Genomic DNA, 12,783 nt, shown 5'->3' with positions numbered 1-12,783 from the left:
TCAGCGGTGCAAAGAGCAAAACATAGAGTATGTTCCGTTTCGATATACCAATGGTGATACCCGCAAGCAGCTGCTGGCAAGGACCAAACATGTACTTGTTAAGCATTTCAGTAAATGGACTGAATCCCAAAGAATACGTGCGGAAATCATATTCGACCATTATCCGGAACTGAAATCAGTTTACGACTTGGCCATAGAGTTGACCGATATATATAATAAGCACTATGACAAGGATGTGACACGGGCAAAGCTTGCCTTGTGGTACAAATGGAAAAGCTTGGATACGGATGTTTCGAACCGTAACAAATACCATGCAGAACTATTATGAAACAATACTGAACTATTTCGTTAACAGGGAAACCAATGCGTTTGGTGAATCATTCAATGCAAAAATTAAAGCGTTCAGAACACAGTTCAGGGGAGTCGGAGATAGACTATTTTTTATTTTTAGATTATGCAAACTAACAGGGTAGATTTAACATACCCACAGGGTTTTAGGACTGACCCCTAATTTTCTACTGACCCGCTTAAGCCCCCTATGTTTATCGGGTGAGCCTGAGCCAATGCCTGCACCGAAATTTTTGTACATGGTCGGAAAGCAACAAAAAAACCTCTTAAAACTTGTGACTTTAGGAGGTTTTTAGCTCAAATTGGCTGTTTGTGGTTGGGCTACCTGCCCTATATCATCCAACCATATTAGAGCTTAAAATCAGTCCTATAAGTCGCAGTACTTGTTCATGCGCCACCGAATTAGCCACCGAATTTGACTACAAACTCTAAAATCACTCCTTCAATTATCTTACAAAGTAGCAAGACAAAGGTAGAATTTATTTCGGAATAAAAAGACAAAAACGGATAAAAATCGTATTTTTTAAATTATCTTTGGCAAGTCATAAGACGTTAATTAAATCAAAAAGGAATGAAGGTAAAACAAAACAGCTACGGAACGAACCGCGATAATAAACGAAAACGAAATGCACTCATTGGAATAATTGTCATCGGACTGGCTGCTGCTTGCAACACCATTCCTTTGGATCATGAAGAGAAGGAGGAAGAGAACAATGTGGAATATAACATCAATGACTGGAGCAATAAAGAGAGCGGAGAGAGTTTTACGGACGGGGGACGGGATGCCACACATGAGGACAGCATCAGATTAGGCATCATACCACCGGACGGTGAATAGCAAAGACTGCCTTTCGCCATGCATTGTCCGGGAAACATCCGGCTCTTTTGTCCGCCCCTGCCCCCAATGCACGCCGCCAGCCCGCCGTGCGGGCACCCAGCCGGCACGCAAAGGATGCAGCGGCTTCGGCAGTGCTCCGTCGCAGGCGGCAGTTCCGGAGACAGCTTTGCCGCGCTGGCGTCCGTCGGCTCAGCCCGTGCCGCCTGCCCCTTTCCCTTGGCTTATACACGGCGGGGCATGCCGCACTCAGGGCGGTTTTGCCGCGCTCCCGGTATCGTCGGCTCCGTCAGCCGCCGATGTTGCGGTGACCGTGTGTTTCATAGGTATGCCTTTTTTCTCTGCCGGAGCAGAAAAAAGAGAGAGGTTCTTAGTATTAAACATAACAATCCATATCGAGGGGCGGCGCAAGCGCCGACTATTCCCCTCGATAAATATTATTATATTTAATACCGGTATCCACGCCAGCGCTCCCTCCGGTCGGCACAGCTGTCGGAGGGAGCGCAGTTCCTCGCCCCCATGCCCGGGGCTGGGACATTTCCTTCCGGCTTCGCCGGGCTGTGTGCGCTGCGCATCCACGGCGCGTTGTGCCGCCTGCCGTCCGGCCAAGCCTTGGGTCATGTCCGCCGAGGCGGCCAATACCTTTCCCACCGGCTTCGCCGGACGATGCCGGACGCTCCGGAAGCCCGTCGGGCAGTGATTGGGCACACCCGAAAGATACTCCGTACATTTTTCCTCTTTTCTTCACAAAAATAGGCTCCGGGACGTTATCCGGCCAAGAACCGGCTCCGCCTATCCGGAAGAAAAAAATCCTGAGCGCCTGCGGCGTGCGGTTTTTTCCCCCCGGATTTCTTGTCCGGATTCCGCCCTGCACCTGAAAGAAAGTTTAGAAAAAAGGAAAAAAAATGGGGGTGGCTGCGCGGTGGGAAGAACTGCCGGAACACATACCCGGCCGCCGAACCGGAGGAGCGGCACATGAAATAAGAATAAAGTTTTCACACTAATTATTAGGATTTTACAATAAAAACACGTATCTTTGTGTTACTGAAATAGGGAGACACCCTACTATTAATAACTGTAATACGAGAACAAAATCATGAAAAAAGAGTTGGGAAAATGGCTGATGGATATCGCCAAGTACATCACCACCGCCGTAGTGCTGACCTCGATTTTCGGAGAAGTGGAACAAAAGTGGATAATCTACGCGGGAGGCACTCTTGCCGTAGCCCTGTCATTGGGCTGGGGGTTGTACCTGGTACGCGACAAAAAGAAAGGAGCATAGAGTATGGGAGCACTAATCATGTTTGCATTCATCATTGTAGTAGCCAATACAGCCGGGCTGTATTACTGGCACCAGGACCATAAGGGACAGTCGAAAAAGACAGGCCGTTAACTCTAAACGCTGCGCTATCGGCACGACGGGCATACCAGCATCATGACACCCCCAAACAAGACACGCATTCTGAAACCTGCGGCTTACGGGCTGGAAACCTCGCCCGACGGGCAGGAACTCTTCTTGTGCCGTTACAAGAAACCGGGCTGGCGCCTCCGACTGGATGATGCCGCCACCGACAAGACCGCGCTTGCCAACACGCTGCGCAAAGCCGCCGAATGGCTCACCAAGCGGCAAGGATAACTGCACACACCCACGCCACACCGCGCAGCCCCCCACATTTTTTTCCTTTTTTTTCTAAACTTCCCCCAGGTGTAGGACGGCATTCAAGCAAGAAATCCGGCAGGAAAAAAACCGCACGCCGCAGGCGCTCAGGATTTTTTTTCTGCCGGATAGGCGTAGCCGGTTCTTGATTGAATGACGGCCGGAGCCTATCTTTGTGAAGAAAAAGAAGGAAAAATCCGTTGCCTGTTCCGCCATGCCATCGCACCCGTTTTTGTCTTGTTACATCCGTTTTCGTCTGCAAACCTCGTATTCGTCAGAATCCGGAATTGAGGCCTGTTCATTGCAAAACCATTCAGGAAAAGCCGCCGGAAGCCCCCTTGGTCATGCCAGGCATACGCTTCCCGGTTTCGTCCCGGCGTTTTTCCATTTTCACGGGAGGAAATAAAAAAACGCCCCGGCGAAATGAAAAATCACCGGGACGTTTTCGAGTGTTTCCTGCGCGGAAAACGGGCGTTTAGCCCAGTGGGTTCTCGCTCTGGTCGCCATCATTGCCACCGCCTCCGGTGGTGTTGTCTTCCCCTTCGTTAGCACCGCCTTGACCGCGGGTTGCTACGGTAGAAGTCTTGCGGTACTCGAAAGTCTTGCAAAGGTTCTTCAGTTCCTTGCAGGGCGTGAAGACGATGCGTGCTTTCTTGATGTTGGCGGCGGTGAACTTTTCGGCAACTTCCACACCTTCGGTGCTGATGGCTACACGGAAAGAGCCGAGGTCGTCGATACGCACAATCTGTCCGGCTGCAAGTTTCTCCTTGAGCACGGTCATCACGTTGTCCATCACAGCCTTTGCATCGGCGGCAGTCACGGTGGAACGGTCGGCGGCAGTGCGGGTCAATGTCTGGAACGGGCACTCATCGGAGGCTTGCACTTGGGCGTAGAACTTTACAGGGGCGTTTTTGTCGCCGGGCTTTTTGCGGCCTGATACGGAATAAGATACGGGCATAGTTGAAAAAGTTTTAAAGGTTGAAACATGGTTTTCGCTTCTCCGGTTGCGGAGATATAGGACAAATGTACGCACGCACGCGCGCAGGTTTCGGGGGTTCGTGCGGTTGTGTACGGTTTCGTGCAGATATGTGGGGCAACGGCTGCATTCCTCCGGCTCCTGGCGGAGCATGAAAAAGCCGCCCTTTGTGGAGGCGGCTTCTTCCGGAACCGGAATGGCTGGCTACTTGCTTCCTGTTTTTCTGTCACTCTCCTTGCCCAGCAAGGAGGCGATGAAGGTGCGGAAACTCTCGTTTGTGAAAACGAATTTCAGGGCGCGAAGCACCCATTTCATGACTTTCTTCATAGCGGCATTCTTTTTGATTAGTTCGGGGGACGAAGGTACGAAGAAGCGAAGAAGCGGTGGCGAGTGCATGCGTTTATGTGCGCTTCCCGCACGGATTGTGCGGTTATCAGGGACGGAGGGTGGCGTATTCGGCAGAAGCGTCGAAACAGGGACATTGCTTGAGCCATTCCTGCGGCTCGATGATGCCGTTGCCGTTCAGGTCGGGGCTGAGGTCGCGGTGGCCGCAGACGGTACTCCGGGGATAGAGGACGAGCAGGCGGCTGATGAGGGAACGCAGCGCGGAGCGTTGTGCCCGGGTGCGGGTGTCGGCCGGAGTGCCGTCGGACAGCAGGCCGCCCTCGTAGGCGATGCCTATCGAGCGGGCATTGTGGCCTCGGGCGTGGGCGCCGATGCGGTGGAGCGGGCGCATGGCGTGGGTGTGTCCGTCGCGGGTGATGTAGTAGTGATAACCGCAGCCGTCGAAGCCTCGGCGGCGGTGGAGGCTGTCGAGGTCAGAGGGCGAAAGGACACGGTCACAACGCGAAGCGGTGCAGTGTATCACAATCAGGTTGATGGGGCGGGAAGCAATCACGTTCATGGTCAGGCAGTCAGAATGGGGAACCGAAAGCGACTGTTATCAAGGAAATCTGCCGGGGCGTGAGCACGCGGGCATTCAGGTGATAATTGGTCTCGGTCAGCTGGTCCAGGAGTTGGGGCGAATCTTTGATCCAGGCTTTCAGCCGGATACTGGCACTGGCAGGGGCGATGCTGGGGAAATAGAGCACGGCAAGTTCTTTGAAACCGTAGGAATGCTTCTTCAGGCCAGGTTCGGTGATGGCAGAACGACGGCCGCTACAAGCGGGTTGCAAGCGGAATGGGTTTGATGTCATAGCTTATGTATTTAATTTACAAACGTAAAGATACACATATATTCCTGATGGCAAAGGTGTGCGGAGGGTGGATATATATATAAATATAGTTAGCTCCGGACAGATGGGGCAGCGCAGCCCGGCGCAGCCGGACCGAAGAGGTATCGCGCCCCGCTCGCGGGGTGAGGCGCGCGCCCCTGGGCTTGGCCGGACGGCAGGCGGCACAACGCGCCGTGGACGCGCAGCGCACACAGCCCGGCGAAGCCGGAAGGAAATGTCCCAGCCCCGGGCATGGGTGCAAGGAACTATGCTCTCTCCGACAGCTGTGCCGACCGGAGGGAGCGCTGGCGTGGATACAAAGCTGTATTGTTAACATAATAGCGAATATTTTTAGCGTAGCGCAGCCGGGAGTCAAGCGAAGCGCCCGGCTGAAAAATATTCTTATTATGTTATAAAAACTCAGCTTCCTATCTCTTTTTTCCGCCGAAGGGCAGAAAAAAAGGCATACCTATGAAGCACACGGTCACCGCAACAGCAGCGGGAGGAACGAGCGGTGCTACCGGGAGCGCGGCAACACTGCCCTGAGTGCGGCATGCCCCGCCGTGTATAAGCCAAGGGAAAGGGGCAGGCGGCACGGGCTGAGCCGACGGACGCCAGCGCGGCAAAGCTGTCTCCGGAACTGCCGCCTGCGACGGAGCACTGCCGAAGCCGCTGCACCCTTTGCGTGCCGGCTGGGTGCCCGCACGGCGGGCTGGCGGCGTGCATTGGGGGCAGGGGCGGACAAAAGAGCCGGATGCCTCCCGGACAGCGCATATCCTCCTGCACAGTACGCCCCGGAAGCGACAGCAATCCTTTCGGCCGGCTGCCGTTCCGGGAATGTAATCTGCTATCAATTTTCATTGGCCAATCTCATCGAGCCGGCATTGGCTGCTATCTCGCTTCGGCAGGTTCCGGCGTTCATCCGTTGTTTCAAGCCTTCGGTTTGCTATCACTTCACCCGCAGCTTGAGCAATCCTGGTATGAAATCTGCTATCATCCGCACCAGGTACCAAGGCGATATCTCCGGAACGACTGCTATCACCCTCCCCCACCGGCGGCACTACTCCCGCAACGCCACCGCCTGCAACCGATGCAACGCCTCGACATAACCGCACAACGCACGGCGCATCTCGGCAAACTCCTGCTCCCTCTCGCGCTGCCTCTTCGCCTCTTCCCGGTAATGGGCACAGAAACGGGGATACTCCCTCATCACGTACTTCAACGCCTCGCTGCCTGTCGATTTGCCCACCAACGCTTTCAGCCGCTCCAGCTGTTCCGCTTCCTCCGCCGTCAGCCGCAAGGTGAGCGTCGATACCTTCTCCATGCTCATGGCCGCGCCTCCTTCCCGTTTCCGGATGCCTCCCGGAGTGCCGCCGCACGGGCTTCCTCACGGTTCATCCACTCGGCACGCTCGAAAGCTTCCCGATAGGTCCGATACTTCGCGCCGAAGCGCTCAATTGTTGCCCCGCATGCCGTGATGCGGTGTGCCACGCACCACCCGTGCGCCATCTTGCGGGGGTAGTACTTGCCGCTGACCGGAGCGGCCGCTGTCTGTCGTTCATTCTTCATTTCCGATGTTTTTTGCTCATGAGGCGTACCACACGAGCGTTTTTTCACTGTTTCCGCTCACGACGCACACGCCGGGAGCGCACTTCATCTCCGGATTCTCCCCTCACGAAGCCTTGGCAGGCGCCGCCTTCCGCAGCTTCGAAAGGATGTACCTGGCAGGCATGCTTATCTTGCCTTTGCTGCACCGCACTTCGTCTATCGCCTCGAGCACCCGCCCGATGTCGTAGCTCGGCACCCTGACCTGCCGCAACAGCCGCCGCAGCTCCTCGGACGTATCGGCTGCCTGCCTCCGCACCGTGAGCCGCCCCGCCGCCACCAGCGAGCGCAACGAGGGCATCAGGTAGCTGCACACCGTCAGCCTGCCGCGGCTCTGCCGCACCTCATCGGCAAGCAGCCACAGCGGCGAGCCGTCAGCGTCGATGCCCTCTATCGTGCCTATCCAGCGGGCATCGTCGGGAGCGATGCTCATCGCCCTGAGCAGCCGCCGCAGCCTCTCCTTCCCCGAAGAGCGCGAAGCCTTGTCCGCCTCCTCCCGTGAGGGGGAGTTTGAGGAGGAGTTTATACTTGCATAGCTTTTAATAGATTTGTCGGATTCTTCCGGAAAACTTCCGGAAGTTTCCGGAAATTTCCTGAAACCTTCCGGAAACGCTTCCGCCTCCCTCGCTTCCAGCTCCGACAAGACCCGCTTCCCGGCACCCTCGGCACCCGTTTCCGCTTGTGCGGTTACAAGTGCCCGGGCGGCAGGCATCGGCACAGCGGCTTCCGGTATATCGGCGGCACCCTTCGGCACTGCGTCCGCCCCGGCTTTCGGGACAATCCGCATCGACGGCAGTTCCTCCCTGGGGAACAGCTGTGGCAGCGATTCCGGCGCCTGGGCGGCTTTCTCCGCTTCCACCAGCCGGAGTTCCTCCTCGATGGCGGGCGTCTTCTTGCACACCTTGCAGATGTCGATGTAGCGCGTCTGTATGCTCCGTGCGGTCAGCACCCCCTTCTCCTGCCACAACCGATTGTCGAACAGCCCTATCTCGGCACAATAGCCGATGATGGCGGTCACCTCCTCCTCTTCGATGTCCCAGTATTCGGACACGTCGAAGAGGTGGTCTTCGGTGAACGGCAGGCAGTAGCCCCTCACCCGATAAATCTCGTTGAGCACGTACTGATAGACGGCATACCCGGCACAATGGTACTTCTTCTTCAGGCGCTTTATCTTGATGTCCTGAAAGCGGTCTGTTTCCGCCTTGTAGTAACTGAAACCCTGCTTTGCCATACTCACTCCCTTCCTGCTATGAGTTTCACCAGGCACGCCTCTATCTCTTCCTTCTTATATAGGTAAGTCTTGCCGAGGCGGTAGCAGGGCAGTTCGCCCCTGGCACGCATCAGCTTCAGCGTGGAGTTGCTGATGGAGAAGATGCGCGTCACGTCCGTGCTGCGCAGGTACTCCTTATCTTCCATTTCCGTCAGGCATTCCGCCGCCTGCAGGGCGTTCCGTTCAATGAGTCTCTTTTTCATATCAGTGGTATTATAGTTATTGATTGCTTGCTTTCTTCAGCGCCTCTTTCTTGGCGTATGCCTCTTTCAGTGCCGACATATCATCCATTATCTTCTTGTCGAGCACCTTGGCATAGATTTGCGTGGTCGTGAGGCTGGCATGCCCCAGCATCTTCGAGACGGTTTCTATCGGTATGCCCTGCTGTAGCGTGATGGTAGTGGCAAAGGTATGACGCGCCATGTGGAATGTGATAGGCTATGCAAGGAAAAACATACAGGTGAAGTTTGAACGTAAGTCGTTTGAAATGAACGATGTTTCAGTATTCTGCCAAGTAGGGAAAATGCAAACGGCAACGGAATATTGAGGTTGTTCAGTTACCAAACCGTTAGCCGGGCAGTTACCGAAACGGATGTCGGTAACGGAATGAAGTAAAATGAAGTCCTCACCGTTTTGTTTGCTCTAATACACAGCATTTTGCATATCAAGGAACGCTTATACGGCAAGTAATTTTGCACTAAAAAAATAAGCGTATGAAAGTAGAAAAATTCAAGGTGCTGCTCTACCTCAAAAAGAGCGGATTGGACAAGTCGGGTAAAGCCCCGATGATGGGAAGAATCACGGTGAACCGCACAATGGCGCAGTTCGGATGTAAGCTGTCCTGCACGCCGGAACTCTGGAACCCTCGTGAAAGCCGTCTGAACGGCAAGGGTAAGGAAGCGGTGGAAACCAATGCCAAGATTGACAAGTTGCTGCTGGCGGTGAACACGGCATTCGACAACCTTGTGGAGCGCAAGATTGACTTCGATGCCGCCGATGTGAAAGACTTTTTTCAAGGCAGCATGGAAACGCAGATGACGCTCATGAAAATGACGGACGTTGTCTGTGACGACCTCAAAGCCCGTATCGGTATTGACCGTGCGAAAGGGACTTATCCCGGCTATCACTATATGCGTCTTACACTCGGCGAGTTCATCAGACACAGGTATAAGCTCAAGGACTTGGCTTTCGGGCAATTGACGGAGCAGTTCATCCACGACTATCAGGCTTTCGCCACGGAAGAAAAAGGCTATGCTATAGATACTGTCCGCCACCATCTTGCCATCCTGAAGAAGATTTGTCGCCTTGCCTACAAGAAGGGGTATTCCGAGAAATGCCATTTCCAGCATTTCGCCCTGCCCCGGCAATCGGAAAGGACACCGCGGGCATTGAGCCGCGAATCGTTCGAGAGAATCCGTGACGTGGAAATACCGGCTTATAGAAAATCCCACATGCTGGCACGTGACCTGTTCCTGTTCGCCTGCTACACGGGCGTGTCATACGCCGATATGGTTTCCATCACGGACGAGAACCTGTACACGGACGACAACGGGGCATTGTGGCTGAAATACCGCCGGAAGAAAAACGAGCATCGGGCAAGCGTGAAGCTTCTTCCCGAAGCGTTGGCGTTGCTTGAAAAATACAAGGACGAGACAAGGGAAACCCTGTTTCCTTTGCTTCGCTGGTCAAATCTCAGGCGGCACATGAAAGCGTTGGCGGCACTGGCAGGCATCAAGGATGACTTGTGCTACCATCAGGCGAGGCACAGCTTCGCTTCGCTGATTACGCTTGAAGCGGGTGTGCCGATAGAGACCATCAGCAGGATGCTGGGACACTCCGACATTTCCACGACACAGGTCTATGCCCGTGTCAGCCCGAAGAAACTTTTCGAGGACATGGACAAGTTCATAGAAACCACCAAAGATTTTCAATTAGTTCTTTAACCCTTTAATACAGAAAAAGATATGCGAAGCACATTTTCACTCTTGCCCTATATCAACCGCAGCAAGATAAAGGCTGACGGAACGACCGCCGTACTCTGCCGTATAACCATTGACGGGAAGCAGACCGCCATCAGTACGGGTATCTATTGCCGTCCGGAAGACTGGAACAGCAAGAAGAACGAGATAAAAACTATACGGGAGAACAACCGCTTACGTGAATACCTGCGGCTGACAGAGGAAGCCTACAATGAGATTCTGAAATTACAAGGCGTGGTCAGCGCGGAGATATTGAAGAACCATATCACCTTGAACAACATCCATCCGACCACCCTCCTGCAAATGGGTGAATGGGAACGGGAGCGATTGAAGAAACATTCCGAGGAAATAGACTCCACTTCTTCCTATCGGGCTTCAATGTACTACCAAAAGTACCTGACGGACTTTATAGTGTCAATCGGGAAAAAGGACATTCCTCTTGAAGAAGTGACGGAGGATTTCGGTAAGTCCTACAAAGCCTACTTGAAGAAATGCAAGAACTTCGGGGTTTCCCAGACCAACCATTGTCTGCGTTGGCTGAACAGACTGTTGTACCTTGCAGTTGATAAGGAGATTATCCGTGTGAATCCCTGTGAGGACTTGGAGTATGAGACAAAGCCGGGAGCAAGACATAGGTACATCAGCCGTGAGGAGTTCAAGAAGATACTTTCCACCCCGATGTATGACAAGCGGATGGAACTGGCAAGACGGGCTTTCATCTTCTCGACCCTGACTGGGCTGGCGTATGCGGACATACAATTGCTGCATCCGCACCATATCGGAACGAATGCGGAGGGCAGACGCTACATCCGCATTAACCGAAAAAAGACAAAGGTGGAGGCGTTCATTCCCCTGCATCCCATAGCGGAGCGGATATTGTCGCTGTACAACACGACCGATGACGAGAAGCCCGTGTTTCCTCTTCCCAACCGTGATGCCCTATGGTTTGAGGTTCACGAGTTGGGAGTAACCATAGGGAAAGAGGAAAACTTGACCTATCATCAAAGCCGGCACAGCTTCGGAACTTTCCTGATTTCAGCGGATATACCGATTGAGAGCATCGCCAAGATGATGGGACATTCCAATATTCGGACAACTCAGGGATATGCACGGATAACCGATGATAAAATCTCAAAGGACATGGACAAGCTGATGGAACGCAGGAAGATACAATATACCGGCGAAAAGACAGACAACAATAAGTAAACAGTATCAATTCAGTACATTATGAACAGAGGAATAATAACAATCAGTGAAACGGGTGTAGTTATTATGCCGACAGCACCTATATGGATGACACAATTCGAGATAGCCGACCTGTTCGGGATGTTCTCATGCGATATCCGCAAGACGATTCATGCTATTTACAAGAACAAGGAACTGGATGAAGCCAAGACAATGAGATACATTAAACGACTGGACGGTATCAGTTATGACGTTTATGATATTGAAATGGTTATAGCCGTTGCATTCAGGATATGCAGTAGAGAAAGTGCATTGTTCAGACGGTTTGTAATAAATGAAATCTGCTCTATCAAAAGAGAGGCTCCGATTACATTGCTTGTTTCCTATGGCAGAGGCAACAACCTATGGTATAGTTGAGGCTTATTCCGCCAGCCACTCGTTTCCGATCCACGGATGCAAAGGTAGCATGTGGCTCGACGGCATTGGCAAGGTCAGGCGGCGATGCCGTTTCGGGCAGAATCTTCCTCAAAACTGTTTGAGCGTATTCAGCCCGAAAACCTTGCCACTGCTTGACACACGCTTAAAAAAGCATCCGGCAACGGAAACAAGCGACTGACGGAAAAATCAGGAGATAGAAAGGAACGGCTTACAGACGAAGTGGAATATTGATGCTTCATCCGTAAGCTGTTCCTTTTTTTGCCGAAAATCCATTGCTGACGCAATCACAGGGCAGACGGCAAACTGCGCTCCTTCAAGAAAATCATGTGCCTGTCAGTCGGTAGGCGGAGCGGTAGCCGTCATTCAGCATTCTTTCGATGTCGGATTCACGGTAGAGGATTTTACCGCCCAACTGGATATAGGCTATGCGCCCTTCGTTACGGTAGTCCTGAAGTGTCCGGCGGCTTACTTTCAGCCGTGCCGACACTTCCTTGTCGGTGAAAAAACGCTCGCCGCCCAGTGTCGGGCGGTAGTTGGCGGTCAGATGCTCTACATTGTCAAGCAATCGGTCAAGACTGCCCATGAAGTGGATTATCCACTCGTTGTCTTTGTTAATCAGTTCGTTCATACTTTAGATTTAGTGGAATTATTGTTGTTACTCTATTCGGTTATCAGATTGTCCTGCCTTTGAACCTTGCTTCTTTTCTCCTATCCTCTACGATAGAGACGATACGTTTCACATCTTCGGGACGGTAGTAGGTCTTGTGGTTTATCTGCGAGTAAGCCAATGTGCCGTTATCACGAAGCGTCTGCAATGTTCGTGGGCTGATGTTGAGCATCCGGCACACGTCCTGATTGTCCATCCACTCGCTCATTCTCTTTTCCCCGTGCCGATGGCAGATGGCATCCATACGGCGGACGAAGCGGTCGAACTTGGCGACCATCGCCTCAAAGGTCTTTCTTTCGATTGATACGATTTCCATATTGTCTTTCTTTTAGTTGGTATTGTTTCTTTTGCCGCAAAGGAATATATAATCTGCTGCTCTGCAATGGATTTGCCGAAAGTGGCAGCGTGTTGCGCCGATACGGTAGCCATTGTCCGTGGGTATCATACAGAAACGGTTCTTTTCGCATGAATGCTGTTCAAACAGAAAGGCTGACTATTTCACAATCCGCTTATTTAATAGTTCTCTATATAGTTAATACTTCGTTAAAATTACAGTTAATCCGTTGAAAACAAATGAGTTAGTAAATAATATTTAGTATAATAAGATAG

23 protein-coding genes are annotated in these 12,783 nt (G+C 52.6%); 12 read left to right on the top strand and 11 right to left on the bottom strand.

Annotation, left to right across the window (positions count from 1 at the left end):
• The 6 genes from M1B78_RS17570 to M1B78_RS17545 all read left to right on the top strand — a co-directional run.
• Positions 1 to 328: transposase (locus tag M1B78_RS17570; RefSeq protein ID WP_257941390.1), on the top strand; the 328-nt coding region annotated here is incomplete at its 5' end.
• Positions 288 to 473 carry a transposase gene (locus M1B78_RS17565; protein ID WP_210434546.1) on the top strand — a complete coding sequence of 62 codons (186 nt, stop codon included), beginning with the start codon at positions 288 to 290 and terminating at the stop codon, positions 471 to 473. The genes M1B78_RS17570 and M1B78_RS17565, both read left to right, overlap by 41 nt.
• A 446-nt stretch (positions 474 to 919) precedes the next feature.
• Positions 920 to 1,186: a hypothetical protein gene (locus M1B78_RS17560; RefSeq protein WP_257941389.1), complete on the top strand. Its 267-nt coding sequence runs from the start codon at positions 920 to 922 to the stop codon at positions 1,184 to 1,186.
• Entirely contained in the window at positions 1,179 to 1,883 is a 705-nt protein-coding gene (locus M1B78_RS17555; protein WP_257941388.1) for a hypothetical protein, read from the top strand. Before M1B78_RS17560 ends, M1B78_RS17555 begins: the two co-directional genes overlap by 8 nt.
• 396 nt (positions 1,884 to 2,279) lie before the next feature.
• Positions 2,280 to 2,465, top strand: coding sequence for a DUF6722 family protein (locus M1B78_RS17550; RefSeq protein WP_257941387.1), 186 nt, complete (start codon positions 2,280 to 2,282; stop codon positions 2,463 to 2,465).
• A gap of 153 nt (positions 2,466 to 2,618) precedes the next feature.
• Positions 2,619 to 2,819, top strand: coding sequence for a transcriptional regulator (locus tag M1B78_RS17545; protein ID WP_257941386.1), 201 nt, complete (start codon positions 2,619 to 2,621; stop codon positions 2,817 to 2,819).
• A gap of 496 nt (positions 2,820 to 3,315) precedes the next feature.
• Here M1B78_RS17545 and M1B78_RS17540 read toward each other — a convergent pair whose 3' ends face one another.
• Positions 3,316 to 3,798 carry an HU family DNA-binding protein gene (locus M1B78_RS17540; RefSeq protein WP_257941385.1) on the bottom strand — a complete coding sequence of 161 codons (483 nt, stop codon included), beginning with the start codon at positions 3,796 to 3,798 and terminating at the stop codon, positions 3,316 to 3,318.
• A 20-nt stretch (positions 3,799 to 3,818) separates the two neighbouring features.
• Between M1B78_RS17540 and M1B78_RS17535 the strand changes: the two genes are divergently transcribed.
• Positions 3,819 to 3,971, top strand: coding sequence for a hypothetical protein (locus tag M1B78_RS17535; RefSeq protein WP_257941384.1), 153 nt, complete (start codon positions 3,819 to 3,821; stop codon positions 3,969 to 3,971).
• 49 nt (positions 3,972 to 4,020) lie between these two features.
• Here the strand turns inward: M1B78_RS17535 and M1B78_RS17530 are convergent, their stop codons facing one another.
• The 3 genes from M1B78_RS17530 to M1B78_RS17520 form a co-directional block, all read right to left on the bottom strand.
• Positions 4,021 to 4,143 carry a hypothetical protein gene (locus tag M1B78_RS17530; protein WP_257941383.1) on the bottom strand — a complete coding sequence of 41 codons (123 nt, stop codon included), beginning with the start codon at positions 4,141 to 4,143 and terminating at the stop codon, positions 4,021 to 4,023.
• A 106-nt stretch (positions 4,144 to 4,249) separates the two neighbouring features.
• Entirely contained in the window at positions 4,250 to 4,720 is a 471-nt protein-coding gene (locus M1B78_RS17525) for an N-acetylmuramoyl-L-alanine amidase (RefSeq protein ID WP_257941382.1), read from the bottom strand.
• 10 nt (positions 4,721 to 4,730) lie between these two features.
• Complete coding sequence (locus M1B78_RS17520) at positions 4,731 to 5,012, bottom strand: DUF4248 domain-containing protein (protein ID WP_257941381.1); 282 nt, start codon at positions 5,010 to 5,012, stop codon at positions 4,731 to 4,733.
• 581 nt (positions 5,013 to 5,593) lie between these two features.
• Here M1B78_RS17520 and M1B78_RS17515 point away from each other — a divergent pair.
• Positions 5,594 to 6,139 carry a hypothetical protein gene (locus tag M1B78_RS17515; RefSeq protein WP_257941380.1) on the top strand — a complete coding sequence of 182 codons (546 nt, stop codon included), beginning with the start codon at positions 5,594 to 5,596 and terminating at the stop codon, positions 6,137 to 6,139.
• Here M1B78_RS17515 and M1B78_RS17510 read toward each other — a convergent pair.
• From M1B78_RS17510 to M1B78_RS17490, 5 genes are all read right to left on the bottom strand, one after another.
• Positions 6,091 to 6,279: a hypothetical protein gene (locus M1B78_RS17510; protein WP_257941379.1), complete on the bottom strand. Its 189-nt coding sequence runs from the start codon at positions 6,277 to 6,279 to the stop codon at positions 6,091 to 6,093. The two genes, M1B78_RS17515 and M1B78_RS17510, sit on opposite strands and share 49 nt — an antisense overlap.
• Before the next feature lie 77 nt (positions 6,280 to 6,356).
• Positions 6,357 to 6,599, bottom strand: coding sequence for a hypothetical protein (locus tag M1B78_RS17505; RefSeq protein WP_257941378.1), 243 nt, complete (start codon positions 6,597 to 6,599; stop codon positions 6,357 to 6,359).
• A gap of 103 nt (positions 6,600 to 6,702) precedes the next feature.
• Positions 6,703 to 7,866, bottom strand: coding sequence for a DUF4373 domain-containing protein (locus tag M1B78_RS17500; RefSeq protein WP_257941377.1), 1,164 nt, complete (start codon positions 7,864 to 7,866; stop codon positions 6,703 to 6,705).
• A gap of 2 nt (positions 7,867 to 7,868) precedes the next feature.
• Complete coding sequence (locus M1B78_RS17495) at positions 7,869 to 8,108, bottom strand: helix-turn-helix domain-containing protein (RefSeq protein WP_257941376.1); 240 nt, start codon at positions 8,106 to 8,108, stop codon at positions 7,869 to 7,871.
• Positions 8,109 to 8,124: 16 nt separating this feature from the next.
• The gene (locus tag M1B78_RS17490; RefSeq protein ID WP_430732577.1) at positions 8,125 to 8,328 is read right to left on the bottom strand and encodes a tyrosine-type recombinase/integrase; all 204 of its coding nucleotides are present in this window, start codon (positions 8,326 to 8,328) and stop codon (positions 8,125 to 8,127) included.
• 290 nt (positions 8,329 to 8,618) lie between these two features.
• Here M1B78_RS17490 and M1B78_RS17485 point away from each other — a divergent pair, with 290 nt between their 5' ends.
• The 4 genes from M1B78_RS17485 to M1B78_RS17470 are packed head-to-tail and all read left to right on the top strand — an operon-like array spanning position 8,619 to position 11,685.
• On the top strand, positions 8,619 to 9,848 hold the full coding sequence (locus M1B78_RS17485) for a site-specific integrase (RefSeq protein WP_257941375.1): 1,230 nt from the start codon (positions 8,619 to 8,621) through the stop codon (positions 9,846 to 9,848).
• Between the two features lie 21 nt (positions 9,849 to 9,869).
• Positions 9,870 to 11,090, top strand: coding sequence for a site-specific integrase (locus M1B78_RS17480; RefSeq protein WP_257941374.1), 1,221 nt, complete (start codon positions 9,870 to 9,872; stop codon positions 11,088 to 11,090).
• 21 nt (positions 11,091 to 11,111) lie between these two features.
• On the top strand, positions 11,112 to 11,486 hold the full coding sequence (locus M1B78_RS17475; protein ID WP_257941373.1) for a hypothetical protein: 375 nt from the start codon (positions 11,112 to 11,114) through the stop codon (positions 11,484 to 11,486).
• Complete coding sequence (locus tag M1B78_RS17470) at positions 11,455 to 11,685, top strand: hypothetical protein (RefSeq protein WP_257941372.1); 231 nt, start codon at positions 11,455 to 11,457, stop codon at positions 11,683 to 11,685. The genes M1B78_RS17475 and M1B78_RS17470 overlap by 32 nt, the downstream gene beginning before the upstream one ends.
• 144 nt (positions 11,686 to 11,829) lie before the next feature.
• Here the strand turns inward: M1B78_RS17470 and M1B78_RS17465 are convergent, their stop codons facing one another.
• Together M1B78_RS17465 and M1B78_RS17460 are read right to left on the bottom strand one after the other, a co-directional pair.
• On the bottom strand, positions 11,830 to 12,135 hold the full coding sequence (locus tag M1B78_RS17465; RefSeq protein ID WP_005776632.1) for a helix-turn-helix domain-containing protein: 306 nt from the start codon (positions 12,133 to 12,135) through the stop codon (positions 11,830 to 11,832).
• Between the two features lie 43 nt (positions 12,136 to 12,178).
• Complete coding sequence (locus M1B78_RS17460) at positions 12,179 to 12,490, bottom strand: helix-turn-helix domain-containing protein (protein ID WP_121737465.1); 312 nt, start codon at positions 12,488 to 12,490, stop codon at positions 12,179 to 12,181.
• Positions 12,491 to 12,783 lie beyond the last annotated feature (293 nt).

The sequence above is a fragment of the Bacteroides muris (ex Fokt et al. 2023) genome (genome assembly GCF_024704895.1).
In the GTDB taxonomy this organism is placed as follows: domain Bacteria; phylum Bacteroidota; class Bacteroidia; order Bacteroidales; family Bacteroidaceae; genus Bacteroides; species Bacteroides muris.
This window is presented reverse-complemented; position numbering and strand designations above follow the sequence as displayed.